Annotated in this window: 25 protein-coding genes and 1 riboswitch; of the genes, 19 read left to right on the forward strand and 6 right to left on the reverse strand. The window is 68.5% G+C overall.

Annotation, left to right across the window (positions count from 1 at the left end; genetic code table 11):
• The 3 genes from CDV49_RS19765 to CDV49_RS19775 all read right to left on the reverse strand — a co-directional run.
• Window positions 1-547 (reverse strand): FtsX-like permease family protein (locus CDV49_RS19765; RefSeq protein WP_143413220.1); only part of this gene is annotated, 547 nt, incomplete at its 3' end.
• Between the two features lie 66 nt (window positions 548-613).
• Window positions 614-1,369 (reverse strand): ABC transporter permease, encoded by a 756-nt coding sequence (locus tag CDV49_RS19770; RefSeq protein WP_088216986.1) that lies wholly within the window; start codon window positions 1,367-1,369, stop codon window positions 614-616.
• Window positions 1,366-2,058 (reverse strand): ABC transporter ATP-binding protein, encoded by a 693-nt coding sequence (locus CDV49_RS19775; protein ID WP_088217007.1) that lies wholly within the window; start codon window positions 2,056-2,058, stop codon window positions 1,366-1,368. The genes CDV49_RS19770 and CDV49_RS19775 overlap by 4 nt, the downstream gene beginning before the upstream one ends.
• 148 nt (window positions 2,059-2,206) lie before the next feature.
• On the opposite strand from CDV49_RS19775, the gene CDV49_RS19780 reads away from it, so the two are divergent.
• The 11 genes from CDV49_RS19780 to CDV49_RS19830 all read left to right on the forward strand — a co-directional run bounded on the left by CDV49_RS19780 (window position 2,207) and on the right by CDV49_RS19830 (window position 10,895).
• On the forward strand, window positions 2,207-2,818 hold the full coding sequence (locus tag CDV49_RS19780; RefSeq protein ID WP_179209283.1) for an arylesterase: 612 nt from the start codon (window positions 2,207-2,209) through the stop codon (window positions 2,816-2,818).
• 532 nt (window positions 2,819-3,350) lie between these two features.
• Window positions 3,351-3,450, forward strand: a riboswitch (TPP riboswitch).
• A gap of 57 nt (window positions 3,451-3,507) precedes the next feature.
• Window positions 3,508-4,329: a bifunctional hydroxymethylpyrimidine kinase/phosphomethylpyrimidine kinase gene (gene thiD, locus CDV49_RS19785; RefSeq protein WP_088216988.1), complete on the forward strand. Its 822-nt coding sequence runs from the start codon at window positions 3,508-3,510 to the stop codon at window positions 4,327-4,329.
• Window positions 4,326-5,306: an FAD-dependent oxidoreductase gene (locus CDV49_RS19790; RefSeq protein ID WP_088216989.1), complete on the forward strand. Its 981-nt coding sequence runs from the start codon at window positions 4,326-4,328 to the stop codon at window positions 5,304-5,306. Before thiD ends, CDV49_RS19790 begins: the two co-directional genes overlap by 4 nt.
• Window positions 5,291-5,488 (forward strand): sulfur carrier protein ThiS, encoded by a 198-nt coding sequence (gene thiS / locus CDV49_RS19795; protein ID WP_088216990.1) that lies wholly within the window; start codon window positions 5,291-5,293, stop codon window positions 5,486-5,488. The genes CDV49_RS19790 and thiS overlap by 16 nt, the downstream gene beginning before the upstream one ends.
• Window position 5,489: 1 nt before the next feature.
• A complete protein-coding gene (locus CDV49_RS19800; RefSeq protein ID WP_035743812.1) occupies window positions 5,490-6,260 on the forward strand; it encodes a thiazole synthase in 771 nt (256 codons plus the stop codon).
• Window positions 6,257-6,853 (forward strand): thiamine phosphate synthase, encoded by a 597-nt coding sequence (locus CDV49_RS19805; protein ID WP_088216991.1) that lies wholly within the window; start codon window positions 6,257-6,259, stop codon window positions 6,851-6,853. Before CDV49_RS19800 ends, CDV49_RS19805 begins: the two co-directional genes overlap by 4 nt.
• Window positions 6,850-7,827, forward strand: a complete 978-nt coding sequence (locus tag CDV49_RS19810; protein ID WP_088216992.1) for a HesA/MoeB/ThiF family protein — start codon at window positions 6,850-6,852, stop codon at window positions 7,825-7,827. The genes CDV49_RS19805 and CDV49_RS19810 overlap by 4 nt, the downstream gene beginning before the upstream one ends.
• Window positions 7,824-8,756: an ABC transporter substrate-binding protein gene (locus CDV49_RS19815; protein ID WP_088216993.1), complete on the forward strand. Its 933-nt coding sequence runs from the start codon at window positions 7,824-7,826 to the stop codon at window positions 8,754-8,756. Before CDV49_RS19810 ends, CDV49_RS19815 begins: the two co-directional genes overlap by 4 nt.
• Window positions 8,753-9,451, forward strand: a complete 699-nt coding sequence (locus tag CDV49_RS19820) for a TenA family protein (RefSeq protein WP_088216994.1) — start codon at window positions 8,753-8,755, stop codon at window positions 9,449-9,451. Before CDV49_RS19815 ends, CDV49_RS19820 begins: the two co-directional genes overlap by 4 nt.
• Window positions 9,448-10,167, forward strand: a complete 720-nt coding sequence (locus CDV49_RS19825) for an ABC transporter ATP-binding protein (RefSeq protein WP_088216995.1) — start codon at window positions 9,448-9,450, stop codon at window positions 10,165-10,167. Before CDV49_RS19820 ends, CDV49_RS19825 begins: the two co-directional genes overlap by 4 nt.
• The gene (locus CDV49_RS19830) at window positions 10,164-10,895 is read left to right on the forward strand and encodes an ABC transporter permease (RefSeq protein ID WP_088216996.1); all 732 of its coding nucleotides are present in this window, start codon (window positions 10,164-10,166) and stop codon (window positions 10,893-10,895) included. The genes CDV49_RS19825 and CDV49_RS19830 overlap by 4 nt, the downstream gene beginning before the upstream one ends.
• Here CDV49_RS19830 and CDV49_RS19835 read toward each other — a convergent pair.
• The 3 genes from CDV49_RS19835 to CDV49_RS19845 all read right to left on the reverse strand — a co-directional run bounded on the left by CDV49_RS19835 (window position 10,892) and on the right by CDV49_RS19845 (window position 13,318).
• Window positions 10,892-11,713: a L,D-transpeptidase gene (locus CDV49_RS19835; protein ID WP_256947411.1), complete on the reverse strand. Its 822-nt coding sequence runs from the start codon at window positions 11,711-11,713 to the stop codon at window positions 10,892-10,894. The genes CDV49_RS19830 and CDV49_RS19835 overlap by 4 nt on opposite strands.
• A 320-nt stretch (window positions 11,714-12,033) precedes the next feature.
• Window positions 12,034-12,297, reverse strand: a complete 264-nt coding sequence (locus tag CDV49_RS19840; protein ID WP_088216997.1) for a hypothetical protein — start codon at window positions 12,295-12,297, stop codon at window positions 12,034-12,036.
• A 211-nt stretch (window positions 12,298-12,508) separates the two neighbouring features.
• On the reverse strand, window positions 12,509-13,318 hold the full coding sequence (locus CDV49_RS19845; RefSeq protein WP_088216998.1) for an IclR family transcriptional regulator: 810 nt from the start codon (window positions 13,316-13,318) through the stop codon (window positions 12,509-12,511).
• 116 nt (window positions 13,319-13,434) lie between these two features.
• Here CDV49_RS19845 and CDV49_RS19850 point away from each other — a divergent pair, with 116 nt between their 5' ends.
• The 8 genes from CDV49_RS19850 (at window position 13,435) to CDV49_RS19885 (ending at window position 24,937) form a co-directional block, all read left to right on the forward strand.
• Window positions 13,435-14,934 (forward strand): M81 family metallopeptidase, encoded by a 1,500-nt coding sequence (locus tag CDV49_RS19850; protein ID WP_088216999.1) that lies wholly within the window; start codon window positions 13,435-13,437, stop codon window positions 14,932-14,934.
• A 36-nt stretch (window positions 14,935-14,970) separates the two neighbouring features.
• Window positions 14,971-16,557: an ABC transporter substrate-binding protein gene (locus CDV49_RS19855; RefSeq protein ID WP_088217000.1), complete on the forward strand. Its 1,587-nt coding sequence runs from the start codon at window positions 14,971-14,973 to the stop codon at window positions 16,555-16,557.
• A gap of 64 nt (window positions 16,558-16,621) precedes the next feature.
• The gene (locus tag CDV49_RS19860; RefSeq protein WP_088217001.1) at window positions 16,622-17,563 is read left to right on the forward strand and encodes an ABC transporter permease; all 942 of its coding nucleotides are present in this window, start codon (window positions 16,622-16,624) and stop codon (window positions 17,561-17,563) included.
• Entirely contained in the window at window positions 17,563-18,444 is an 882-nt protein-coding gene (locus tag CDV49_RS19865; RefSeq protein WP_088217002.1) for an ABC transporter permease, read from the forward strand. Before CDV49_RS19860 ends, CDV49_RS19865 begins: the two co-directional genes overlap by 1 nt.
• 1 nt (window position 18,445) lies before the next feature.
• Window positions 18,446-20,101: an ABC transporter ATP-binding protein gene (locus tag CDV49_RS19870; protein ID WP_088217003.1), complete on the forward strand. Its 1,656-nt coding sequence runs from the start codon at window positions 18,446-18,448 to the stop codon at window positions 20,099-20,101.
• A 13-nt stretch (window positions 20,102-20,114) separates the two neighbouring features.
• Window positions 20,115-21,293, forward strand: coding sequence for a M20 aminoacylase family protein (locus tag CDV49_RS19875; RefSeq protein ID WP_088217004.1), 1,179 nt, complete (start codon window positions 20,115-20,117; stop codon window positions 21,291-21,293).
• Complete coding sequence (locus CDV49_RS19880) at window positions 21,293-22,450, forward strand: M20/M25/M40 family metallo-hydrolase (protein WP_088217005.1); 1,158 nt, start codon at window positions 21,293-21,295, stop codon at window positions 22,448-22,450. The genes CDV49_RS19875 and CDV49_RS19880 overlap by 1 nt, the downstream gene beginning before the upstream one ends.
• Before the next feature lie 189 nt (window positions 22,451-22,639).
• Window positions 22,640-24,937 (forward strand): penicillin acylase family protein, encoded by a 2,298-nt coding sequence (locus CDV49_RS19885; protein ID WP_088217006.1) that lies wholly within the window; start codon window positions 22,640-22,642, stop codon window positions 24,935-24,937.
• Window positions 24,938-25,091 lie beyond the last annotated feature (154 nt).

Below are 25,091 nucleotides of genomic sequence, written 5' to 3' on the forward strand. Positions count from 1 at the left end.
GCGCCAGCCCGCGTGCGAGCCAGCGGAGCGCCCACGCCACAAGCCACAACAGCGCCAGCGCCACCGCAATACCCGCCAGCGTGGCAAGCGTCAGGCGCGGCTCTCCCGAAAAGCCGACGGCTGCCCCGATCAGCGCCAGCACCAGCAGCGCGAGCAGGCCGAGCGTCGCGCCCCCCGGCAGGCTCCGCCGCGCGGGCCCAGTATCGCGGTAGAGCAGCGCAGGCCGCACCGCCGCCATCCGGCCGAGCGGCAGCAGGACGGCGATCGTGGCGATGAGCGCGCCATAAGTCGCCGCCTCCGCCATGGCGCGGGGGGAGGGGGTGAGCGCGATCTCCACCGGCAGCAGGCCGCGGATGAAGGGGGCCGCCGCCAACGGCAGCAGCGTGCCGAGCACAAGCCCCCCCGCGATTCCCAGCGCGCCGATCAGCGCCAGTTGCAGCAGGAAGGCCGCGCGGATTTCCCCGCCCGTCGCGCCAAGCGCCTTCAGCGTGGCAATTGTCCCGGTCTTGCGCGCGATCCATGCCCGCGTCGCCGCAGCGATCCCCACGCCGCCGACGGCCAGCCCCGCAAGGCCGAGCAGGATGAGGAACGAGCCGATGCGGCTGACATGACGCTACATGCCGAGCGCGGCACGGCGGCTGTCCTGCCAGCGGATGCCCGCCCCTTCGAACCGCGCCTTGGCGGCGGCTTCCAGCGTGGGAAGGTCGGTGCCCTCCGGCAGCAGCAGCCGGTACTCGGCGTCGAAAACGGAGCCGGGGGCGAGGAGCGGCGTCTGCAGCACCGTCTCCGACCGGACCAGCGTGCGGGGGGCAAGGGCGAAACCGCCCGACGTATTGTCCGGCTCCCGCACGATCCGGGCGGAAAGGCGGAAGGTCACGTCCCCCACGGTGAAGCTATCCCCCACGGCAAGGCCAAGCCGGTCGGCCAGAACCCCGTCCATCGCCGCCCCGGGCAGGCCGTCCCGTGGGGTGAAGATGTCGGCCACCGGCATCGGCGGCTCGACCTCCAGCTCTCCCGCCATGGGCCAGGCGGCGTCCACCGCCTTCACCTGCGTGAGCGCGACATCCTCTCCCGCGCGTGCCATGGAGCGGAACTCCAGCACCTCGGAAAGACGGGTGGCGTGATCCTCCATCCATTGCCGTTCTTGGGGCCTAGCGGTGCGGTAGGTGAATTCGATCTGCGCATCGCCCCCCAGCAGCGCCCGCCCCTGATCGGCCAGCGCATCGGTGATGGCGGACCGCACCGTCGCCAGCGCCGCGATGGCGGCCACGCCGAGGATCAGGCACAGGAGGAACACGCGGAAGCCGGACAGGCCGCCGCGAAGCTCGCGCCGGGCGATCGTCCAGGCGATCGGGGGGAAGGGGCTCATGCGGCGGGGACCATATCCGTGGTGTCGATGCGCCCGTCCGCCAGCCGGATCAGCCGGTCGCAGCGCTCCGCAAGCTCCGGCGCGTGGGTGACGAGCACCAGCGTCGCGCCATGGCGGTCGCGAAGGTCGAAGAGCAGGTCCATGATCTGCGCCCCCGTGCGCCCGTCGAGATTGCCGGTCGGTTCATCGGCGAGAAACAGCTCCGGCCGCGGTGCGGCGGCGCGGGCCAGCGCCACGCGCTGCTGCTCGCCGCCCGAAAGCTCCGCGGGATAGTGGCCCTCGCGGTGCGACAGGCCAACGGCGGAAAGCTCCGCCGCGGCGCGGTCGAAGGCATCCGCCTCTCCCGCGATCTCAAGGGGCAGGGCCACGTTTTCGAGCGCCGTCATCGTCGGAACGAGGTGGAACGACTGGAACACGATGCCCATCCGTCCGCGGCGGAACCGGGCCAGCCCATCCTCATCCATCCCCGACAGATCCTTGCCGAGCGCGGTGACCCGGCCCGCGGTCGGCCGCTCCAGCCCGCCCATGAGCATGAGGAGGGAGGACTTCCCCGACCCGGAAGGCCCGACGAGCCCGATGCTCTCGCCCCGGTCAACTTCCAGAGTGATGCCCCGCAGGATCTCGACCCGGCCCGCGTTTCCGGCGAGTGTAAGCTCCACATTCTCCAGCCCGAGGACTGCTTCGCCCATGCTCTCCGCCTCCGCCGCCTTGCCCATGTCCGACCTTTTTCCGCTGTCCCGCTCGCGTCTTGCCGGGTGCTTCGCCCCTGCGGCAAGGGCTTTGCGATATGACGCCGGAAACGTGATCGGCAAGCTCGCGATTGTCGCAGCCCTCGCGATGCCGCTGCCTGCCGGCGCGGCGGAGCGGCTGCAAATAGTGGCGCTCGGCGACAGTCTCACGCAGGGGTACGGGCTGCCGCAGGGCGAGGGGTTCGTGCCACAGCTACAAGCGTGGCTCGACGACAGGGGGGCGGAAGTGACGGTGGTGAACGCCGGGGTCTCGGGCGATACCACGGCGGGCGGGCTGCAGCGGCTGGACTGGTCGCTCACCCCCGGCACGGATGCGCTGATCGTGGCGCTTGGCGGCAACGACCTGCTGCGCGGGCTGCCCTATGAGGCGTCGCGCGCCAATCTGGACCGGATCCTCGGCGCGGCCGGGGAAAGGGGGCTGCCGGTGCTGCTGATCGGCCAGACCGCGCCCGGCAACTACGGCGCGGATTACAAGGCGAAGTTCGACGCCATGTGGCCCGCGCTGGCGGAGGCGCATCACACGCTTCTGGTGACGGATTTCCTCGGCCCGCTGACGGTGATGGACAGCGACGCGCGGGTAGCGGCGGGTGTCATGCAGCCCGACAACCTCCACCCCTCCGCCAAGGGTGTCACGCTGGTGGTGGAACACATCGGCCCTTGCGTTCTGGAGCTGGCGGAGCAGGCGCGGGCAAAGCCCTAGCAGGCTGCCGGAAGGGCCTTCGGGTCTCCGTTGGGCGGAAATCATTCGCAAACTGGCGAAATGCAGCCGGAGATCGACGCATTTCGGGGCCAGTTCCAGAGCATTGACATGACACGTCTGAACTTCCTCGGCAGAGCGACAGACAAGCCCCTTCGATGACAGGTGGCGGGCGCTTGGCCCTGCCTGACGTTTCCGTTGCTTCTCGCGGTGCCAAGGGCATTGGAGGGTGTTTCCGTCCGGCTCGGCGGTCAAAATAATCGATAGTCATCAATTAACAGGCTGCTGAAAAAGGCTTTTGGCCTGTGCGGGAGCGGAAATCGTTTGCCATCTGACGAAATCCCGCCGGAGATCCATAGACTTCCGGGCGTTTCCGGGCCGATTTTCCGATTTCCGGCACATAGGCCGGCACATGGGTATGACACTTAAGGACTTTTCTAACAGCCCGTTAAATATCACAGGCACCTACGGGCGCTGTGGATTGCCCCGCCACAAATCCCTCTTGCGCGGCGGAAGTCCCGTCGCTAGCATCTGCGCAAATCCGTTGGGGTGCCCGCAAGGGCTGAGAGGCGTCACGCTAACCCATCGAACCTGATCCGGGCAATACCGGCGTAGGGAACGGAAACTGCGAAGGTGCCTTATGGGCACCGTCCTGGTGTCGTCCCGTGCCGCCCGAAGTAGCGGAGGACGACATGGGAAGGGCAGCACGGCTTCTCATCATCGCGGGGTCTGACAGCGGCGGAGGCGCCGGGATTCAGGCCGACCTCAAGACCGCCTCGGCGCTTGGTGTCTTTGGCACGACGGCGATCACCGCGATCACGGCGCAGAACACGTTGGGGGTGCAGGCGGTGGAGGTGCTTCCGCCGGCTCTGGTTGCCGCGCAGATCGACTCCGTGCTGTCCGACATCGGTGCGGATGCCGTGAAGATCGGGATGCTCGGCACGGCAGAGATCGCGCGCGCGGTCTCTGCCGCGTTGGAGGGCTACGGCGGCCCGGTTGTGCTGGACCCGGTGATGGTGGCGAAATCGGGCGATGCGCTGTTGAGCGACGATGCCGTTACCGCCCTTGCCCGCCACCTCCTTCCCCGGGCCACGCTGCTGACCCCGAACCTGCCCGAAGCCGCCCGCCTTCTGGACGCCCTTCCCGCCCGGACGGAGGCGGAGGCCGTGGAGCAGGGGCGCGCGCTGCTCGCACTCGGGGCGAAGGCCGTGCTGATGAAGGGGGGGCATGCGGAGGGGCCGCTTTGCCGCGACCTGCTGGTGACGGCGACGGGCATTCGCCGCCACGAGGCACCCCGCGTCGCCACCCGCAACACCCATGGCACCGGCTGCACGCTATCCTCCGCCATCGCGTCCTGCCTTGCGCGCGGCGCGACGCTGGAGGCGGCGGTGGCAGAGGCGCATGTCTGGCTGCAGGCGGCGATCCGCGCGGCGGATGGCCTTGCGATCGGCGCGGGGCACGGGCCGGTCCACCATTTTCACGCGGTCTGGCACGCGCAGGAGGTTCCGGCATGACCGATGTCGTCACCATCCTTGGGGCGGGCGTCGCGGGGTTGACCGTCGCGCAGGAACTGACGACGCGGGGCCTGCGGGTGCGGATCGTCGATCCCGCGGGGGCGCCCGGTCCGCAGGCCTGTTCGTGGTGGGCGGGCGGCATGCTGGCCCCCTTCTGCGAGGGGGAGAGCGCCGATCCCGCCGTGGTCCGGCTCGGCGCGCAGGCGGCGGAGTGGTGGCAGGCGGCGGGCGTGGAAGTGGTGCGGGAGGGAACGCTGGTCCTCGCCCCCGGCCGCGACAGATCGGAGCTTCTCCGCTTCGCCCGCCGGACGGAGGGGCACCGGACGCTTGACCGGGAGGGGATCGCGGCGCTGGAGCCGGACCTTGCCGAACGGTTCGACCGCGCGCTGCATTTCGCCGCGGAGGCGCATCTCGCCCCCCGCGCGGCGCTGGCCAAGCTCATGTGCAACCTCGTCGGGCGGGGCGTGGAGTTCACTGATCGCGGGGCGGCCGAGGGAGAGGTGATCGACTGCCGTGGCCTTGCCGCGCGTGACTGCCTGCCGGACCTGCGCGGTGTGCGGGGGGAAATGGTGATCCTCCGCGCCCCCGGCCTGATGATCCGCCGGCCGGTCAGGCTGCTGCACCCGCGCCACCCGCTCTATATCGTGCCGCGCGGGGAGGGCGTCTATATGCTGGGCGCGACCCAGATCGAGACCGGCGCGCGCGGCCCCGCGACGCTGCGCTCGGTGGTGGAACTGCTGAACGCGGCCTATGCGCTCCACCCCGCCTTTGCGGAGGCCGAGGTGCTGGAGATCGGCGCCGAAGCCCGCCCCGCCTTTGCCGACAACATGCCGCGCGTCTTTCGGCGGGCAGGTCGCATTCACATCAACGGATTGTTCCGGCACGGCTTTCTGCTGTCCCCCGCCATGGCCATCGCGGCGGCGGACCTGCTGATGGCGACCCGGCAGAAGGAGGAGACAGCATGCGGATCACGCTGAACGGCACGGCGGCGGAGGTGGAGGGCACGACGCTTTCCGCCGCGCTGAACGAACTGGGCTACGGCGGCGCGCGGGTCGCGACGGCGGTCAACGAAACCTTCGTTCCCGCGACGCGGCGGGCGGATCACGCGCTTTGCGATGGCGACCGGGTGGAGGTTCTCGCCCCCCGGCAGGGAGGCTGACATGCCGGTATTCTATGGAACCGAGGTCGCCTCGCGCCTCATGCTGGGAACGGCGCAATATCCCTCTCCCGCCGTGCTGGCGGAGGCGTTCCGCCGCTCCGGCGCCGGGATCGCCACCGTCTCCCTCCGGCGGGAGGGTGCGGGTGGCGAGGGGGGCGCGTTCTGGGGGCTGATCCGCGATCTGGGCCTGCCGCTCCTGCCCAATACCGCGGGCTGCCATTCGGTGAAGGAGGCCGTCACCACCGCCCATATGGCGCGGGAGGTCTTTGGCACTGACTGGATCAAGCTGGAGGTGATCGGCCATCCCGACACGCTGCAACCCGACCCGTTCGGGCTGGTGGAGGCCGCCCGCATCCTGACCGGCGACGGCTTCAGGGTGTTCCCCTACACGACGGAGGACGGCGTGCTGGCGGGCCGTCTGCTGGAGGCGGGCTGCGAGGTGCTGATGCCGTGGGGGGCGCCCATCGGCACGGGGCGCGGCCTCTCCAATCCCTATGGGCTTCGCACGCTGCGCGCGCAGTTCCCCGACGTGCCCATGGTGATCGACGCGGGTCTTGGCCTGCCCAGCCACGCAGCGCAGGCGATGGAGATGGGGTTCGACGCCGTGCTGCTGAACACCGCCGTCGCCAAGGCCGGTGATCCGGCCGCCATGGCGGAGGGGTTCGCCCGCGCGCTGGAGGCCGGGCGACTGGCGTTCGAGGCCGATCCGATGGACCCCCGCGACATGGCCGCCCCCTCAACCCCCGTCATCGGAATGGCGGTGCTGGCATGAGGCCCGACAGGTTCTATCCGATCTTCGACCATCCCGACTGGCTCCGCCGGGCGCTGCCGCTTGGCGTGCGTTTCGTCCAGCTTCGGGTGAAGGACCGGCCGGAGGCGGAGACGCGCGCGATGATCGTGGAGGCGCAGGCGCTCTGCCGTGCGGCGGGGGCGGTGCTGGTGGTCAACGACCACTGGCAGCTGGCGATCGATGCGGGCTGCGACTGGGTGCATCTCGGGCAGGAGGATCTCGACACGGCCGATATCGCCGCGATCCGGCGGGCGGGGCTGCGGCTCGGCCTGTCCACCCATGACGAGGCGGAACTGGAACGCGCGCTGTCCCATGCCCCGGATTACGTGGCGCTGGGGCCGGTCTGGCCCACGATCCTCAAGAAGATGAAATGGCATGAGCAGGGGCTGGACAGGGTGCGGGAATGGAAGGCGCGGGTCGGGCCGATCCCGCTCGTCGCCATCGGCGGGCTGTCGGTGGAGCGCGCGCCGCTGGCCTTTGCCGCCGGGGCGGATGTCGTCTCCGTCGTCACGGACATCACCCTGAACCCGGAGCCGGAGGCCCGGATCCGGGCGTGGATGGAGGCGACGCGATGAACCGCTATGCCCGCCAGATCGCCGTGCCGGGCTTTGGCGCCACGGCGCAGGAGCGGCTGGGCCGTGCCACGGCACTGGTCGTAGGCGCGGGCGGGCTGGCTGCACCGGTGCTGCAATACCTCGCCGGGGCAGGTGTGGGGCGGCTCCGCATCGTCGATCCCGACCGGGTGGAGGAGAGCAACCTTCACCGCCAGACCCTGTTCCGCCATGCCGATATCGGGCACCCCAAGGCAGAGGCCGCCGCCCGCGCCCTCGGCAACTTGAACCTGGAGACAGTGGCGGAACCGGTCGTCGCGGCGCTGGACCCGGGCAACGTCGATGCGCTCGTTTCGGGCGTCGATGTGGTGCTGGATTGCGCCGACAGTTTCGCCATCTCCTACATCCTCTCGGACATCTGTCTTTCCGCGGGCCTGCCCCTCGTCAGCGCCTCCGTCATCGGGACGGAGGGCTATGCGGGTGTGTTCTGCGGCGGTGCTCCCAGCCTGCGGGCGGTCTTTCCCGAGCTGCCGCCCCGCCTTGGTTCCTGTGCGGAGGACGGGGTTCTGGGACCGGTGGTGGGCGTGGTGGGCGCGGTGCAGGCGCAGATGGCGCTGACCCTGCTGGCAGGGATGGAGCCCGCGCCGCTGGGCCGTATCGTCAGCTATGACGGGAGGGCGCAGCGGTTCGGCGGGTTCTCCTTTCTCGGTGCGGAGGAGGTAGCCGGTCCCGTCTTCATTCACGCCGATGATATAAGCGCCAATGATTTCACCGTCGATCTTCGCGCGGAGCATGAGGGTCGGATTGTCCGCCCCGAGGCGCTGCGCCTGACGGCTGCGGATTTCGTCGCCGATGGGCCGCTGCCGCAAGCAGGGCAGCGGGCCGTGCTCTGCTGCCGCTCCGGCCAGAGGGCATGGGTTGCGGCGGAAAGGCTCGCCGCGCTGTGGCCCGGTGAGATCGTACTTGTCGCCCTTGGCGATCATAGGGAGCAACCATGAAATACCTCGTCCTCGCCGCCTGTCTCGCGGCCGAACCCGCGCTGGCGGCGGACCGGCTTACCGTCATGCTCGACTGGTTCGTGAACCCGGATCACGGGCCGCTCATCATCGCGGAGAAGAAGGGTTACTTCGCCGCGCACGATCTGGAGGTGGAGATCGTGGCCCCCGCGGACCCGGCCGATCCGCCCAAGATGGCGGCTGCGGGGCGTGCGGATATCGCTGTTTCCTATCAGCCGCAGCTTCACCTGCAGGTGGCGGAGGGCATGCCGCTCCGCCGGGTGGGAACGCTGATCGCCACGCCGCTCAACTGCCTGCTGGTGCGGGCAGACGGGCCTGTCGGGGACCTGTCCGACCTGAAGGGGCGCAAGGTCGGTTTCTCCGTCGCGGGGGTGGAGGAGGCGATGCTGGGGGCCATGCTCGCCAGCGCCGGGATGAGCCGCGCCGACGTGGAGTTGGTCAATGTGAACTGGTCGCTGTCTCCTGCGCTGCTGTCGGGGCAGGTGGATGCCGTCATCGGCGCGTTCCGCAACTTCGAGCTGAACCAGATGACCCTCAACGGCGTGGAGGGGCGGTGCTTCTACCCGGAGGAGCATGGCGTGCCCCCCTATGATGAGCTGATCTATGTCGCGAACCCCGATGCGGATGCGGAGAAGATTTCCCGCTTCCTTGCCGCAACAGAGGAGGCGGTGCAATACATCGTCAACCATCCACAGGAAAGCTGGGAGATATTCGCCTCTTACGCGCCGGAGTTGAACGATGATCTGAACCGGATGGCGTGGCGCGACACGCTGCCCCGGTTTGCGCACAGCCCGGCGGCGCTGGACCACGGCAGATACGCCCGGTTCGAGGCCTTCCTTGCCGCGTCCGGCCTGTCCGATGGCAAGGCGAGCGTGAGCGATCTGGCGATAGACCTCGGGTTTTCCCAATGAGTTACGGTCATCTGTTCCCGCGCCTTCGCAGCGCGGCTGGCCCGGTCTGGCCGGCCTATGTCGGCCATCCCTTCGTCACCTCGCTTGGGGAGGGCAGCCTGCCGCGAGACGCCTTTCTGGGCTATCTGGTGCAGGACTACCTGTTCCTGCGCCATTTCTCCCGCGCGTGGGCGCTGGCCGTCACCAAGGCCGAAACGCTGGAGGAGATGCGCTACGCCGCCGCCGCCGTGCACGCGCTGCTGAATGACGAGATGGCCCTGCATGTCCGGCTCTGCGCCCGCGTGGGCATCGGCGAGGACGCGCTGGAGAGCGCGGAGGAGCGGCTGGAAACGCTCGCCTATACGCGCTTCGTCATGGATGCGGGGCACATGGGGGACTTCCTCGACCTGCTGGTGGCGCTGGCGCCCTGCGTCATGGGCTATGGGGAGATCGGCCTGCGCCTCCGCTCGGGCGGCGCGGGAGGCCCTTATGCGGAGTGGATCGAAACCTATGGCGGCGATGCCTATCAGGCGCTCTGCCATGACGTCGGCCGCCTGATGGACAGCGCGGCCGCGCGGCGGATCGGCGCCCCGGTGGAGGACAGTCCGCGCTGGCCCTCGCTCGCTGGGCGGTTCCGCGTCGCGACGGTGCTGGAGACGCGGTTCTGGGACATGGGGCTTGCGATGGGGGACCTCGCCGCCCCGGCAGAGGCATGACGCCAGGCCTGCGGCTTGCCGGCAGTGTCCATTCCGGTGCGGCCACGCTGCTTCGCCCGATTGCCCTGATGGTGCCGGGCGGGTGCTGGACCTGCCTGCTCGGCCCCTCGGGCGTGGGAAAGTCCACGGTGCTGCACTGCTTTTCCGGCCTCGATCCCGGTCTGCGGCTTCGGGGGGTGGCGACGGCGGAGGATGGCGGGAGCCTTGCCGGTCGTGTGGCGCTCATGGCGCAGGCGGACATGCTGGCCCCATGGCTCACGCTGCTCGACAACGTGATGCTCGGGGCGCGGCTTCGGCGGGAGCGGGCGGAGCCGGAGCGGGCGCGCTGCCTGCTGAGCGCCGTCGGGCTGGCGGCGGAGGCGGAGCGGAAACCCCATGCGCTCTCCGGCGGGCAGCGGCAGCGGGCGGCGCTGGCCCGCACTCTCTATGAGGACCGCCCGGTGATCCTGCTCGACGAGCCGTTCTCTGCGCTGGACGTGGGCAACAGGGCGCGGATGCAGGCGCTGGCGGCGGACGCGCTGAAGGGGCGGACGGTGCTACACGTGACCCATGACCCTGCGGAGGCCGCGCGGCTGGGGGAGCATCTGCTGCTCCTCACCGCCGATGGTCTGTGCGAACTGCCGCCGCCGGAAGGGGCGATCCCACGGGCGCCTGACTGCCCCCGGACTCTGGCGGCCACGGGGGAACTGACCCGCCGGCTGATGGAGGCCGCATGATCCGCTGGTTCGCGCCCGTCGCCGCGATCCTGCTGCTCTGGCAGGGGGTGGTGAGCGTCACGGGTCTTCCGCCCTACATCCTGCCCGCGCCGCTTCGCGTGGCGGCGGCGATCAGCGACAATGCCGGGCTGCTGGCCAGCCATGCCGTGGTCACGCTGGGCGAGATCGCGGTGGCGCTGGTGCTGGGGGCGGTGCTTGGCGCGGCGACGGCGGTGGTGCTGGCGCTCTCACCGCCGCTGAAGCGGGTGGCGGAGCCGCTGCTGGTGCTGAGCCAGGCGATACCGGTCTTTGCCCTCGCGCCGATCTTCACGCTCTGGTTCGGCTACGGCATGGAGTCCAAGATCGCCGTGGCGCTGATCGTGGTCTACTTCCCCGTGACGGCGAGCTTTCTGGATGCGCTTCTGCGCACGCCGCCTCCCCTTGTGCGCCTGGCCGGTGTGATGCAGGCGCGCCGCTGGACAATGATGCGGCGCGTGCAGATCCCCGCAGCCCTTCCCGGCCTGCTGTCGGGTTTGAAGATCGCTGCGGTCTATGCCCCGATCGGCGCGGTGATCGGGGAATGGGTCGGCGCTTCACGCGGGCTCGGTTATCTGATGCTGCTGGCCAACGGGCGGGCGCGCACCGACCTGATGTTCGCGGCGGTACTGCTGATCGCCGTCATCGCTGTCGGGTTGCACCTTGCCACCGGCTGGGCGGCAAGGCGCGTGATGGAGCGGCAGGAGCGCTAGATCCCCGCCTCGATCCCGGCTTCCGTATCCGCAGTGGCCTCCGGCGCCGCCACGGAGAGGTCGTCGGCGGGCGGTGTGGGAAGGGGGGTGCCGGGCGGCACGGTGCCCCGCCCGAACTGATCCCTGCGCAGCACGATGACCTTGGCCCCCGTTTCCACCCGGTCGTAGAGGTCACGCGAGTCCTGATTGTAAAGCCGGATGCAGCCAGAGCTGTCGGCCGTCCCGATCGTCCAGGGATAGGGCGTGCCGTGGATCCGGTAGAGCGTGTCGCGCCCGTTGCGGTAGAGATAGAGCGCCCGAGCGCCCAGCGGATTGTCCAGCCCGCCCTCCATGCCGCCGCGGAGCGGTTCATAGACCTCCGGCTCGCGTTTGATCATGTTGGCCGTCGGCGTCCAGCGCGGCCATTCGCGCTTCATCGGGATATAGGCGGTGCCGGCAAAACCGCGCCCTTCCTTGCCAACGGCGGCGGTGTAGCGGATCGCCCGGTTGTCCCCGAGGATGTAATAGACGTAGCGCGCCCACGGATCGACGATGATCGTGCCGGGCTTCTCATCCGACCAGTAGTCCACCTCGCGGCGCACCTTGTCATCGGACAGCCAGGCGGGGTTGACCGCGGGGATGGTCATGTCGCCATCCGGCTGGGCGGCATACATGGCGACGGTCTGTTCGCTGACGTAATGGACCGGTCGCGACGCCTGCTGCGCCCCCCCGCCGCATCCGGCGAGCAGAAGGGAGACGAGGATCAGCGAAACGGGTGAGGTGAGCCTTGAGCGGGAGCGTTGCGGGGCGGAGTGTCGGCTTTTCTGCTGCGGTGTCATCCGGTAACCGTTCATGGAGGTTTGACGCCAAGCTAGCGCAAGCGGCCCCGATTTCTCGAAAGGCGGCAAAAGAAGGGCGGAGCGATGCAGGCGGGCCACTAACAGGGTGCTGCAAAGGGCCTCCGTGTCTGGGCGGGAGCGGGAAGGCGTCCGTAATCTGGGGAAATCAGCCCGAAATGCATGCATCGCTGGCGGTTCCGGGGGGATTTCCGATTTCCAGAGCATGGACAGCACATGCCTGAACTTTTTCAGCAGCCTGCTGAACCTGCTGGGAGGTGCCGGGCGTGCCGGTCGCGCGGGAAGACGCAACCGGCAGATCGTCATTGGCCGCGCAGCCGGCGTTGCTGGCCCATCGCGCGGATCAGGCTGGCCCGGGCGATCCATGGGCGGGATGTCCAGTCGTTGATCTCGGCGGGCTCGGCGCTCCAGCAGCATTCGATCCGTCCGGTGGCAGGGTCGATGCGCCAGACAGGGACATGCGCATCCTGCCGGGCTTCCGGCTGGATATGAGCGCCCTGGCGGGAGGTGAAACGGGTAAGGCAACGGGCAATGATGCCGTTCCGCGCGGGGATGGCGTGGGTCATGGCTCTCTCCTCGATGGGCCGCGCGGGCCGTCGGGAGAGCCTTTGTCAGGCCCGGTCCGAAAGCCGTTGCGGCAGGGGTCTTCGACTGCTGTCGCTGGACATCTGGTTTACCTGTGTGAAACTCCGGTCGGACGCGCCGCGCGGATAGGGAACATGTAGCAGCACGGGCCGGGTTTTTCCACCCCCGACCCAGCGCGTTCACGCAGGTGTTTCAGCCGGGGATGGACTTCACAGCCGTCTCCAGCAACCCGCCGAATTCGCTGGAGAATGCCTCTGCCGTCCACTCCTCCAGCGTGCCCGCCACATGGACGGCCCCGATGGGCCGCCGCGCCGCATCGAGCACTGCGGCACCAAGCGCGATCTCGTGGCGGAGAAGCTGTCCGACCATCACCGCATGGCCCCGCGACCGCGCCGCGTTCACCGCCTCCATCACCTCGGCAAGCGTGGTGACGGTGGCGGCGGTGAAGGGCGTGAGGTCGGATCGCGCGAAGATCTCCGCGATTTCCTCATCCTTCAGATGCGCGAGAATGGCGACCCCGCCCGCCGTGCAATAGACGGGCACTGTGTTGCCGGTGAGGGTCGCGGTGAAAATCTCGTGCTTCGAGGGCATCCGCAGCGCATAGATCAGCCGCGTGTCGTCCCAGAAGGACATGTCCACCCGCTCCCGTGTGCGTCGGCGAAGCTCCAAGAGCACCGGTGTCGCCCGCTGGCAGACCGGGTCCAACCGGAGCGCGGAATGCGCCATGGTCAACACGCGCTTGCCCGGAAGATAGCCCCGATCCTCCCGGTCGCGCACGATCATGCCCAGCGACACGAGCGTGTGCACCATGCGCTGCGCAGCACTTCGGTCAAGGGCGGAAAGCGCGGCTATTTCCTCCAATGTCAAGGGCTTGCGGGCCGTTTCGAACACCGTGAGAACGGAGATGGCCCGTGCCGCCGCCCGTACGAACAGCGGGTCTTCCGCCTTATTCCGCGCCTCTGCCGGATCGAAATTAGGCACGCCGATCAGATCACGGAACATTCAGCCTCCTTGAAGTCACAAAGCCGGTTGACAGCGCGTCGGGTCTGCGTAAGCTGAATTTCAATAAACAAGTATCGCCTGTCAATACAGGTGAACACCACCAGGGAATATCTCCGTTGCAACGACGTGTGGCCTTTGCGGGCTTTCTGCACGAGACGAATACGTTTGCCTCCGCTCCGGCGAACATGGCGGCCTTCCAGCAGGGGGGCGGGTATATCGCCTTCACCCGTGGCGCGGCGCTGCGGGAGGCGATCCGGGGCGTGAACCTTGGCATGGCTGGGGCCTTCGACCACGCGGAGGCCGCGGGCTGGGATGTGGCGCCCATCCTCTGGGCCGGCGCAATCCCGTCGGCTCCGGTGACGGCGGCCGCCTATGAGGCGATCGTGGCCGAGATTCTGGCCGGGTTGCGGGCTGCCGCACCCTTTGACGCCATCTTCCTCGACCTGCACGGCGCGATGGTGGCCGACCATGTGGACGACGGCGAGGGGGAGCTTCTGCTGCGCATACGTGCCGACTTCCCCGATCACCCCATCGCCTGCGCGCTGGACCTGCACGGCAACATCACGCCGCGCATGTTCGAGCTGGCGGATGTGCTGGTCGGCTTCCGCACCTATCCGCATGTGGACATGGCCGAAACCGGGCGGCGTGCGGCGGAGGCGCTGGACGGGTTGATGGACGCGCCGCAAGGCTGGTCGCGGGCGATGCGGCGGGGCGATTACCTGATCCCGATAAGCTGGCAATGCACCGGCATGGAACCGGCGCGGAGCCTTTATGCGCTGACCCGTGATCTGCCCGAGGGCGTGGCAAGCGCATCGGTCTTCCTTGGCTTCCCGGCGGCGGATTTCCCGGACTGCGGTCCGGCGGTCTTTGCCTACGGGCCGGATGCAGCGGCGGTCGCGGCCCATGCCGACCGCCTTGCCGCCGCGCTGGCGGAGCGGGAAGGGGCCTTTGCGGGGGAGGCCTTCTCCCCCGACGAGGCCGTGCGGGAGGCGATGCGTCTCACCGCCGGCGGGACGGGCCCCGTGGTCATCGCGGATACGCAGGACAATCCCGGCGCGGGCGGCTCCTCCGACACCACGGGGATGCTCCGCGCGCTTGTCGCCTGCGGGGCGGAGGGCGCGGCGCTCGGCAATTTCCACGACCCGGAGGCGGCGCGCGCCGCCCATGCGGCAGGCATCGGTGCTGAGATCGGGATCCCCCTCGGCGGGCGGTCCGGGCTGGCGGACGACGCGCCCTTCCAGGCGCGGTTCCGCGTGGCCGCGCTGTCAGACGGCCGCGTCCATGCGACCGGCCCCTATTACGGCGGCACGATGATCGACATGGGCCCGTCCGCCGCGCTGGAGATCGGCGGCGTGACGGTGGTCGTCACCAGCCATATCGCGCAGATGGCCGACCGCAACTTCTACCGCATGGTGGGGGTGGAGCCGGAGGCGCAGCGCATTCTGGTCAACAAGAGTTCCGTGCACTTCCGGGCGGATTTCGAGCCGATCGCGCAGGCGATCCTTGTGGCGACAGCGCCCGGTGCGATGCCGCTCTGCCCCTCCGCCCTGCCGTGGACGCGCCTGCGCCCCGGCATCAGGCTCCGCCCGAACGGCCCCGCCTTCGGCGCCGCCTGATCCCATCATAAAAACGAACCGACAGAGAGGAACGACATGAGCTATCTTCCGCGATACATGGCCAAGGCCGGTCTTGCCGCCTCCTTCCTCGCGCTGGCTGCGGGGGGCGCGCTGGCGGAAACCACGCTGACTGCGGTCATGCATTCCGACCTGCGCGTGCTGGACCCGGTCATCACCACGGCACATATCACCCGCGATCATGCCTACATGATCTACGACGTGCTGGTCGCGGAGGACGAGAACTTCCAGATCCGGCCGCAGATGGCGGATGTCGCCGCCTCCGATGATGGGCTGACCTATACGTTCACCCTGCGCGACGGGCTGAAATTCCACGATGGCGCGCCGGTGACGGCGGAGGATGTGGTCGCCTCGCTCACCCGCTGGTCCAAGCGGGACGCGGGTGGCCAGCTCATCATGGATGTGACGGATTCGCTGGCGGCGAAGGACGACAAGACGGTCGTCTGGACGCTCAAGGAACCCTTCGGCCCGTTCCTTGCCACCATCGGCAAGCAATCGGCCCTGCCGCCCTTCATCATGCCCAAGCGCATCGCCGAAACCCCGGCGAACGAGGCGATCAAGGAGCATATCGGCTCCGGCCCGTTCAAGTTCGTGCCCGAGGAGTTCCAGCCCGGCGTGGGGGTGAGCTATGTCAGGAACGAGGATTACGTTCCGCGTGACGAACCTGCCTCCGGCTATGCGGGCGGCAAGGTCGTCAAGGTGGACAAGGTTCGCTGGCTCACCATGTCGGACAGCCAGACCGCGGTGAATGCGCTGCAATCGGGCGATATCGACTATATCGAATCCATGCCCGCCGACCTGATCCCGCTGCTGGACGGCGATGACACCGTGGTGGTGGAAAAGCGCTCGCCCTACGGGATGCAGACCATGGGCCGCCTGAACTTCAAGCATCCGCCCTTTGACAATCCCGACATCCGCCGGGCGGCGCTGATGGCGCTGTCGCAGGAGCCGGTGCTGGCCGCGCTGACCGGTTCGCCGGACTACTACAAGGTCTGTGGCGCGATCTTCGGCTGCGACACGCCGCTGGCCGACGACACGGGATCGGCCACGCTGACCGGCGCGGGCGATCCGGCGGGGGCAAAGGCGCTGCTGGAGAAGGCGGGCTATGACGGCACGCCCATCGTGCTGATGCAGCCGACCGACAGCCCGACGCTCCGTGCGCAGCCCGTCGTCGCGGCCCAGCAGCTTCGCGCCGCGGGCTTCAACGTGGACATGCAGCCGATGGACTGGCAGACGCTGGTCACGCGCCGCGCCTCCATGGAACCGCCCGCGAACGGCGGCTGGAACATCTTCTTCACCAACTGGATGCTGGCGGAAATCGCCTCTCCGACGATTTCCCCCATGCTGAACGGCCGGGGCGATGCGGGCTGGTTCGGCTGGCCGGAGGATGCGGAACTGGAAGCGCTGAAGAAGGGCTTCATCGCCGCCACCACGCCCGAGGCGCAGAAGGAAGCCGCGCAGAAGATGCAGGCCCACACGCTCGATCAGGTGATCTACATCCCGCTCGGCGAATACAACTTCCCGCAGGCGCGCCGCACGGTGGTGGAGAACATGCTGCCCAACCAGGTGCCGGTGTTCTGGAACATCACCAAAGCCGAAGACTGACGCCAGCCCTTGCGCCCGCCCCCTCCCGGCGGGCGCAATCCTTCAATCCCCCCGGAGAGATGTGATGCTCGCCTACACGTTGAAACGCATCCTGTCGGTTGTCCCGGTCCTCGTTCTCGTCTCCCTGTTCGTCTTCTTTCTCCTGCGTCTGACCCCCGGTGACCCGGCGGCGATCATCGCGGGCGACGCGGCGACGCCCGAGCAGCTCGAACGGATCCGGGAGGCGATGGGCCTGAACGAACCCGTCGTGACGCAGTATTTCCGCTGGATCGGCAACCTGCTGCGCGGGGATTTCGGCACGTCGCTGATCTCCAACGTGCCGGTACTGGAGCTGGTCGGCCAGCGCGTCTGGCCCTCCATCGCGCTGGCGCTGCTGACCATCGTCATCGCGGTCTGCGCCGCGATCCCGATGGGCGTCCTTGCCGCGTGGAAGCACAAGAGCTGGGTCGATTATCTGGTGATGTCCTTTTCCGTGCTGGGCTTTTCCGTGCCGGTCTTCCTTGTGGGATACGTGCTGCTGCTGATCTTTTCGGTCTGGCTGGGGTGGCTGCCGCCGCAGGGCTACAAGCCGCTCTCCGCCGGACTCTGGCCGTTCCTTGAACGCGCGATCCTGCCCGCGCTGACGCTCGCCTCCATCTACATCGCCCTCATCGCTCGGATGACGCGCGCGGCCATGCTCGACGTGCTGAACGAGGATTATATCCGTACCGCCCGCGCCAAGGGGGTGGGAGACAGGCGGCTTCTCTTCGTCCACGCGCTGAAGAACGCCGCCGTGCCGATCGCCACCATCGTCGGCACAGGGTTCGCGCTGCTGATCTCCGGCGTCGTGGTGACGGAGACGATCTTCAACATCCCCGGCATCGGGCGGCTGACGGTCGATGCGGTGCTCGCCCGCGACTATCCGGTGATCCAGGCGATGATCCTTCTGACGGCGACGCTCTACGTCTTCGTCAACCTGCTGATCGACCTGTCCTATTCGCTGTTCGACCCGAGGATACGCTACTGATGGAAGCCAACCGTTCCCTCGTGGAGAAGCCGCTCGCGCTCCGGCTTCTGTCCTTCTCCTCGCCCGCGAAAAGCGGCTGGGGGCCGTTCATCGCGCTGATCCTGCTGGCGGCCGTGCTGCTGCTGACGATCTTCTCTCCCTGGATCGCCACGCATGATCCGCTGGCGATGGACCCGCTGAACCGGCTGAAACCCCCGTCGGAGGCGCATCTGCTCGGCACCGACAACTTCGGGCGGGACCTGTTCTCGCGCATGATCCTCGGCGGGCGGATCTCGCTGCTCATCGGCATCTGCACGGCGGTGGTCGCCATCACGATCGGCGTGCTGATCGGGCTGGTCGCTGGGTTCTTCCGGCTGGCGGATTCGCTCATCATGCGGGCCATGGACGCGCTGATGGCCATGCCGTCGATCCTGATCGCCATCGCCCTCGTGGCGCTGAACGGGCCGTCCATCGGCTCCGTCATCGCGGCGATCACCATACCGGAGGTGCCGCGCGTCGTGCGGCTCGTCCGCTCCGTCATCCTCTCCGCGCGGGAGGAGCCTTATGTGGAGGCCGCCACCGCGCTCGGCTCCTCCACGGGCAAGATCCTGTTTCAGCATCTGCTGCCCAACACCATGGCGCCGATGATCGTTCAGGGCACCTATATCGTCGCTTCCGCCATTCTGACGGAGGCGCTGCTCTCCTTCCTCGGCGCGGGGATCAGCACGGAGATACCCACCTGGGGCAACATCATGGCGGAGGGGCGGCAGTATTTCCGCATCAGCCCCGCCATCGTGCTCTGGCCCGGCCTGCTGCTGACGATCTGCGTGCTGTCCATCAACCTGATCGGGGATGCCGCGCGCGACGCGCTCGACCCCCGCATGAAGAAACGGGAGGCCTGAGATGCAGCTTCGCGACAGGGATTTCTCGGCCGAACCCGTGGTTCTCGACATCGAGGGACTGGTGGTGGAGGTGGCGGGCGGCCAGCCCATCCCGGTGCTGAAGGGCGTGAGCTTCGACATCCGCCGGGGGGAGACGGTCTGCCTTGTGGGGGAGTCCGGCTCGGGCAAGTCCGTCACCTCGCTCACCGCCATGGGCCTGCTGCCGAAGGACGCGCTGAAGGTGACGGGCGGCGCCATCCGGCTGAACGGGACGGATCTTCTGGCGCTCTCTCCGGCGGAGATGAAGCGGATGCGGGCGGCGAGCCTCGCCATGATCTTTCAGGAGCCGATGACGGCGCTGAACCCGGTGATGAAGGTCGGCGCGCAGATCATGGAGGTGCTCGATCTCCACACCCGCCTGCCCGCGGCGGAGAAGAAGGCCCGGGTCATCGACATCATGGAGCAGGTTCATCTGCCCGACGTGCCCCGCATCTTCGAGAGCTATCCCCACCAGCTTTCCGGCGGTCAGCGGCAGCGGATCATGATCGCCATGGCGCTGATCCTCGAACCGGCGCTGCTGATCGCGGACGAGCCCACCACCGCTCTCGACGTGACGACGCAGAAGCAGATCCTCTCGCTCATCGCCGAGCTGCAGGAGAAACATGGCACGGCGGTGCTGTTCATCACGCATGACATGGGCGTGGTGGCGGAGATCGCCGACCGGGTCTGCGTCATGCGGCACGGCGAGATACTGGAACAGGGCAGCATCCGGCAGGTGCTGGAGGCCCCGCGCCATCCCTATACGAAAAGCCTGCTTGCCGCGGTGCCGAGCCTCGTCCCGCGGGAGCAGCGCCCGGAGGCCGCGGCCGCGCCGGTGATCCAGACCAAAGCGCTCGGCATGACCTACCGCTCCGGCGGGTTCCTGAGCCGCAAGACAGAGGTCCACGCCTCCCATGGGGTGACCTTCTCGCTCACCCGCGGGCGGACGCTGGGGATCGTCGGGGAGTCGGGATCGGGCAAGACGACGGTCGCCCGCTCCATCATGCGGCTCATCGAACCGACGGAGGGGGAAATCCTGCTCGACGGGACGGATATCGCCCATCTGACCACGGCGGGCATGAAGCCGCAGCGCCGCAAGCTGCAGGTGGTGTTTCAGGATCCGTTCCGCTCCCTCAACCCGCGCTGGACCATCGCGCGCTCGCTGACGGAGGGGCCGCTGAACTACGGCACCCCCTATGGGGAGGCGATCGCCGAGGCGAAGCGGCTGCTGAAGATCGTGTCGCTGCCGGAGGATGCGCTCCGCCGCTATCCGCACCAGTTCTCCGGCGGTCAGCGTCAACGTCTTGCCATCGCCCGGGCTGTGATGCTGAAGCCCGACGTTCTGGTGGCGGACGAGGCGGTCTCGGCCCTCGACGTCAGCGTGCAGGCGCAGGTGCTGGACCTGCTGGCGGAGTTGCAGCGCCAGACGGGCATCGCCATCATCTTCATCACCCATGACCTGCGCGTCGCCGCCCAGATCTGCGATGAGGTGCTGGTGATGCAGCGCGGCAAGGTGGTGGAGCAGGGCCCCGCCGCCGAGGTGCTCCACGCACCGAAGAACGACTACACCCGGTCGCTGATCGACGCGGCGCCGGGACGCTTCTGGGATTTCGCGGCCGGACGGCCGCTCGTCGCCTGATCGGGAGAGAGACATGGCACTCATCAAGTTCATCGAGGACAAGGCCCCGGAGATGCGGGAGATCTTCGAGGATCTGCACGCCAATCCGGAAATCGGGTTCGAGGAGAACCGGACTGCCGCCATCGTGGAGAAATGCCTGACCGACTGGGGTTTCGACGAGGTTCATGCCGGCGTCGGCACGACGGGCGTCGTCGGCATCCTGCGCGGCAAGGGGCAGGGCAACCGCCGCATCGGGCTTCGCGCCGACATGGACGCGCTGCCGATCACCGAGACGACGGGCCTCGGCTATGCCTCCACCCATGCCGGAAAGATGCACGCCTGCGGCCATGACGGGCACACCACGATGCTGCTCGGCGCCGCGCAATACCTTGCTGCGACGCGGGATTTCGACGGCACGGCGGTGATGATCTTCCAACCGGCGGAGGAAGGTCTGGGCGGGGCGCGGCGGATGCTGGCGGAGGGGCTGTTCGAGCGCTTCCCCTGCGACGAGATCTACGGAATGCACAACCAGCCGATGTCGAAGCTCGGCCGTGCGCGGATCCGCAAGGGCGCGATGATGGCGGGCGCGTCCTTCTTCGACATCACGCTGACCGGCAAGGGCAGCCACGCGGCGCAGCCCCACAACTCCCGCGACGTTCTGGTGATCGGAGCAGAGCTGGTGGGCCTGCTCCAGACGATCGTGTCGCGGAACGTGAACCCGGTGCAGCCCTGCGTCCTGTCCTGCACCCAGTTCCACACCGGGTCGGCCTACAACATCGTGCCGGAGACCGCGACGATCACCGGAACGGTGCGCTACTTCGACCGCGACGTGATCGCGCTCGTGGAGAAGCGGATGGGAGAGCTTTGCGCGGGCCTTGCCGCCGCGCACGGGATCGAGATCCGGCTCGACATGCGCAACGTGTTCGACGTGCTGGTGAACGAGCCCGACCTGTCGGACGACTACGTTGCCGCAGCGGCGGAGGTGCTCGGCGCGGAGAATGTCTCGGACGACGCGCCGATGGTCATGGGGAGCGAGGATTTCGCCGACATGCTGGGGCAGGTGCCCGGCGCCTATATCAACGTGATGCACGGGGGGGAGCAGCCGCTGCACAACCCGGGCTTCGTGCTGGATCCGGCGACGCTGCCCATCGGCTCCTCCATCTATGCGAAGATCGTCGAGCGGCGGATGCCGCTGACCAAAGAGGCCGCGTGATGGCTCTGGACCGCACGAAACCCGCCTCCTTCCTCGACCTCGCCTTCGACAGCGAGGACATGATCCGCCGCCTGCGCCCGTGGATAGAGACCGAAAGCCCGACCTTCGACGCGGAGGCCGTGGCGCGCATGGTCGATGTGGTCGCCTATGACGCCGCCGCCGCGGGCGCGAGCCTTGAGGTGATCCCGGGGCGGATGGGGTGCGGCCCCTCGCTCCGCGCCAGGTTCCCGCATGCGGATCAGGGAAAGCCCGGCATCCTCGTCTCCGGGCATCTGGACACGGTCCATCCGGTGGGGACGCTCGCGCAGAACCCCTGGCGGCGGGAGGAGGGGCGCATCTACGGCCCCGGCATCCAGGACATGAAGGGCGGCAATTTCGTGGCGCTGGAGGCCATGCGCCAGATCATGCGCGCGGGGATGCACACGCGCCTCCCCGTGACCTTCCTGCTGACGCCGGATGAGGAGATCGGCACCCCCGCCACGCGCGACCTGATCGAACAGGAGGCGCTGATGAACAAATACGTCATCGTGCCGGAACCTGCGCACAGGGACAACGGCTGCGTCATCGGCCGCTATGCCATCGCGCGGTTCAACCTGGAGACGCGGGGCGTGCCCTCGCACGCGGGCTGGGCGCTGAAGGACGGCCGGTCGGCCATCGCGCTGATGGCGCGGAAGCTTCTGGAGGTGGAGGCGATGACAACGGAGGACTGCACCTTCTCCGTCGGTGTCATCCATGCGGGCCAGTGGGTGAACTGCGTCTCCTCTACCTGCTTCGCAGAGGCGCTCTCCATGGCCAAGACGGACGCGGATCTGGAAGCGGGCGTGGCGAAGATGCTGGGGCTTTCCACCAGCGTCAACGATGTGGAGTTCGTCGTCACCCGCGGCGTGACGCGGCCTGTCTGGAAACCCGGCCAGCCGCAGGACATGGCGCTGTTCGACGCGGCGAAGGGCATTGCCGGGCGCATCGGATTCGAGCTGACGCATGAACCCTCGGGCGGCGGGTCGGACGGCAACTTCACCGGCGCGCTGGGGATCCCCACGATCGATTCCACCGGGGTCCGGGGGGCGGGGCTGCACACGCTGAACGAGCACATCCTTGAGGACAGCCTCGTGGAGCGGGCGCAGTTCCATGCCGGTCTGTTCCTCGAACTGGCCTGAGTCAGCGCGGGCTGTTGACAAAGTTCGGAACTCAGCCGGGAAGAACCCGAAATGTGTGGACTCCCGGCTGAACTTCCCCAGTTTGCGAACGATCCCCGCTCCAATGCGGAGCTGAAGGTCTTGTTCAGCGACCTGCTCGCAGCGCCCCTTCGGGGGCGCGCCGTTTCCCCCTCATCCGCCGTGTGACCCATGCCAGAAGACACCACCCATCGCCTCTCCGGCCTGACCGGAGAGGTCGAGATCCGCATCGACCGCTGGGGTATCGCCCATATCCGCGCCGGAACGCAGGACGATCTGTTCTTCGCGCAGGGCTGGAACGCCGCGCGTGACCGGCTGTGGCAGATCGACCTTGCGCGCAAGCGCGGGCTCGGCCTCTTGGCGGGGGATTTCGGCCCCGGCTATCTGGAGCAGGACCGCGCCTCCCGCCTGCTGCTCTACCGGGGCGACATGGCGGCGGAATGGGCGGCCTACGGCCCGGATGCAGAGGCGATCTGCACGGCCTTCGCCGCGGGCATCAACAGCTACGTGGATGGCGTGCTGGCGGGCGACCTGCCGCTGCCCCCGGAATTCGCGCTTCTGGGCAATGCCCCCTCCCGCTGGAAGGCCGAGGATGTCGTCCGGGTGCGCAGCCACTCGTTGACCCGCAACGCCACGTCCGAGGTGCTGCGCGCGCGGGTCATGGCGCTGGCGGGGGTGGAGAAGGGAGCGCGGCTCGACCTTCTGCGCAAGGATCTGGAGCCGCGGGTGGTGCCGGAGCCTGCGGTGGACCTGTCGCTTATCTCTGCCCGCGTGATCCGCGATTTCCTGCTGGGGGTCAGCCCCGTCAGCTTCTCGCCCGAGCGGCTCACCGCCACGCTGCCGGAGGCGCCGCTCTGGACCCAGCCGACCCCGCTCGGCGAGATCGACCGTATCGCCTCCGCCGAAGGCTCCAACAACTGGGCTATTTCCGGCGCGCGGACGGCGACGGGGCGGCCGATCCTCTGCCTCGATCCGCACCGCACGCATACGCTGCCCTCCGTGCGCTACATCGTGCATCTGACCATGCCGGGCTTCGACGCGATCGGCGCGGGCGAGGCGATGGTGCCCGGCATTTCCATGGGCCACAACGGCACTGCTGCCTTCGGTCTGACCATCTATGGCCACGATCAGGAAGACCTCTGCGTCCATGACCTGCATCCCGACGATCCCCTGCTCTACCGCTACGGCGACGGGTGGGAGCGGATGCGCTGCGTGGAGGAGGACATCCCCGTCCGGGGCCATGATCCGCAGAAGGTCACGCTGCATTTCACCCGCCACGGTCCCGTGCTGCACGCCGACGGCAGCCGGGCCTATGCGCTCCGCACCGTCTGGACGGAGCCGGGAACGGCCCCCTACATGGCGAGCCTTGCGGTGATGCGCGCCCGCTCGCATCGGGACTACGTGGCCGCGCTCCGGGGCTGGGGCTGCCCTTCGGTGAACCATATCTTCGCGGATACGCAGGGCGACATCGTGTGGAAACCCTCCGGTGCCGCACCGGTCCGCGACGGGTGGGAGGGGCTTCTGCCGGTGCCGGGCGATGGAAGCCACGAATGGCGGGGCCTTGCCAGCCCCGACGATGGCCCGGTCGAGGTCAATCCCCCCCGCGGCTTCATCGCGACGGCCAACGCCATGAACGTGCCGAAGGACTGGCAGGGGGTGTGGCCGGGATACGAATGGCTGGACAGTTCGCGCCACGATCGGCTGAACGGCGCGCTGGCCGAGAACGACCGCGTGACGCTCGACGATTGCGCGGCGATGCAGACCGACACGACGGCGCTGTCCGCCCTGCAGGCCGTGCGCGCGCTGGGGACGGCGCAGGGACCGGTGATGTCCCCCCGCGTGGCGGCATTGCTTGACGGTTTCGATGGCGATCTGCGCGCCGGGAGCGGGGCCGCCGCGCTGGTGGAGCTGTGGCTCTCCCGCCATCTCGGCCCCGCCATCGCGCGGGAGGAGGGCGCGCCGGAGGCGGTGCTGCCGCTCCTCGCCCCTTACGACACGCCGAGCCTCGTGCGCTGGCTGGAGGAGGTGCGCCCGCTTCCCGACGCCGTGGCGGCGAGTCTCGAGCGCGCCTGGGACGATTGTGCCGCGCTGATGGGGGAGGATCCCGCGCGCTGGCGCTGGGGCGACATCCACCGCCTGACCCTCCGCCATCCGCTGCACCGGCTGGCGCCGGAGGAGTGGTCCTTTGCGCCGCTGCCGCTCGGCGGGTCGAACGCCAGCCCGAACTACGCCGCCTATCGCGCGGGGGATCTGGAAGTGACTACCGGCCCCTCCGTGCGGATGCTGATCGACGTGGGCAGCTGGGACGAAAGCCGCTTCGTCAATACGCCGGGCCAGTCCGGCGTGCCGGGAAGCGCGCATTACGGCGACCTTCAGGCGGACTGGCACACCGGCCGCTATCACCCCCTGCTCTACACCCCGCAGGCCATCGCGGCAGAGACGGAGGCGCGCATCGTCCTCTCCCCGTGAGATGGCGATGACCCTCGCCGCCCGGTGCTTCGAGGGAGAGGGCGATCTGTGGCAGGCTGCCGAAAAACTTCGGCAGTCTCATGCTCTGGAAATGGGGGTTCTGCCCCCGGAATGATCCCGCTTGGGTAGGTTTCCGGCTGGATTTCGTCAGATG

Source organism: Haematobacter genomosp. 1 (genome assembly GCF_002196855.1).
GTDB lineage: Bacteria > Pseudomonadota > Alphaproteobacteria > Rhodobacterales > Rhodobacteraceae > Haematobacter.

What these genes read in the sequence shown, in the direction of transcription:
- CDV49_RS19770 (WP_088216986.1), bottom strand. Translation starts at nt 1,369, where the DNA reads ATGAGCCCCTTCCCCCCGATCGCCTGGACGATCGCCCGGCGCGAGCTT.
- CDV49_RS19775 (WP_088217007.1), bottom strand. Translation starts at nt 2,058, where the DNA reads ATGGGCGAAGCAGTCCTCGGGCTGGAGAATGTGGAGCTTACACTCGCC.
- CDV49_RS19780 (WP_179209283.1), top strand. Translation starts at nt 2,207, where the DNA reads ATGCCGCTGCCTGCCGGCGCGGCGGAGCGGCTGCAAATAGTGGCGCTC.
- thiD (WP_088216988.1), top strand. Translation starts at nt 3,508, where the DNA reads ATGGGAAGGGCAGCACGGCTTCTCATCATCGCGGGGTCTGACAGCGGC.
- CDV49_RS19790 (WP_088216989.1), top strand. Translation starts at nt 4,326, where the DNA reads ATGACCGATGTCGTCACCATCCTTGGGGCGGGCGTCGCGGGGTTGACC.
- thiS (WP_088216990.1), top strand. Translation starts at nt 5,291, where the DNA reads ATGCGGATCACGCTGAACGGCACGGCGGCGGAGGTGGAGGGCACGACG.
- CDV49_RS19800 (WP_035743812.1), top strand. Translation starts at nt 5,490, where the DNA reads ATGCCGGTATTCTATGGAACCGAGGTCGCCTCGCGCCTCATGCTGGGA.
- CDV49_RS19805 (WP_088216991.1), top strand. Translation starts at nt 6,257, where the DNA reads ATGAGGCCCGACAGGTTCTATCCGATCTTCGACCATCCCGACTGGCTC.
- CDV49_RS19810 (WP_088216992.1), top strand. Translation starts at nt 6,850, where the DNA reads ATGAACCGCTATGCCCGCCAGATCGCCGTGCCGGGCTTTGGCGCCACG.
- CDV49_RS19815 (WP_088216993.1), top strand. Translation starts at nt 7,824, where the DNA reads ATGAAATACCTCGTCCTCGCCGCCTGTCTCGCGGCCGAACCCGCGCTG.
- CDV49_RS19820 (WP_088216994.1), top strand. Translation starts at nt 8,753, where the DNA reads ATGAGTTACGGTCATCTGTTCCCGCGCCTTCGCAGCGCGGCTGGCCCG.
- CDV49_RS19825 (WP_088216995.1), top strand. Translation starts at nt 9,448, where the DNA reads ATGACGCCAGGCCTGCGGCTTGCCGGCAGTGTCCATTCCGGTGCGGCC.
- CDV49_RS19830 (WP_088216996.1), top strand. Translation starts at nt 10,164, where the DNA reads ATGATCCGCTGGTTCGCGCCCGTCGCCGCGATCCTGCTGCTCTGGCAG.
- CDV49_RS19835 (WP_256947411.1), bottom strand. Translation starts at nt 11,713, where the DNA reads ATGACACCGCAGCAGAAAAGCCGACACTCCGCCCCGCAACGCTCCCGC.
- CDV49_RS19840 (WP_088216997.1), bottom strand. Translation starts at nt 12,297, where the DNA reads ATGACCCACGCCATCCCCGCGCGGAACGGCATCATTGCCCGTTGCCTT.
- CDV49_RS19845 (WP_088216998.1), bottom strand. Translation starts at nt 13,318, where the DNA reads ATGTTCCGTGATCTGATCGGCGTGCCTAATTTCGATCCGGCAGAGGCG.
- CDV49_RS19855 (WP_088217000.1), top strand. Translation starts at nt 14,971, where the DNA reads ATGAGCTATCTTCCGCGATACATGGCCAAGGCCGGTCTTGCCGCCTCC.
- CDV49_RS19860 (WP_088217001.1), top strand. Translation starts at nt 16,622, where the DNA reads ATGCTCGCCTACACGTTGAAACGCATCCTGTCGGTTGTCCCGGTCCTC.
- CDV49_RS19865 (WP_088217002.1), top strand. Translation starts at nt 17,563, where the DNA reads ATGGAAGCCAACCGTTCCCTCGTGGAGAAGCCGCTCGCGCTCCGGCTT.
- CDV49_RS19870 (WP_088217003.1), top strand. Translation starts at nt 18,446, where the DNA reads ATGCAGCTTCGCGACAGGGATTTCTCGGCCGAACCCGTGGTTCTCGAC.
- CDV49_RS19875 (WP_088217004.1), top strand. Translation starts at nt 20,115, where the DNA reads ATGGCACTCATCAAGTTCATCGAGGACAAGGCCCCGGAGATGCGGGAG.
- CDV49_RS19880 (WP_088217005.1), top strand. Translation starts at nt 21,293, where the DNA reads ATGGCTCTGGACCGCACGAAACCCGCCTCCTTCCTCGACCTCGCCTTC.
- CDV49_RS19885 (WP_088217006.1), top strand. Translation starts at nt 22,640, where the DNA reads ATGCCAGAAGACACCACCCATCGCCTCTCCGGCCTGACCGGAGAGGTC.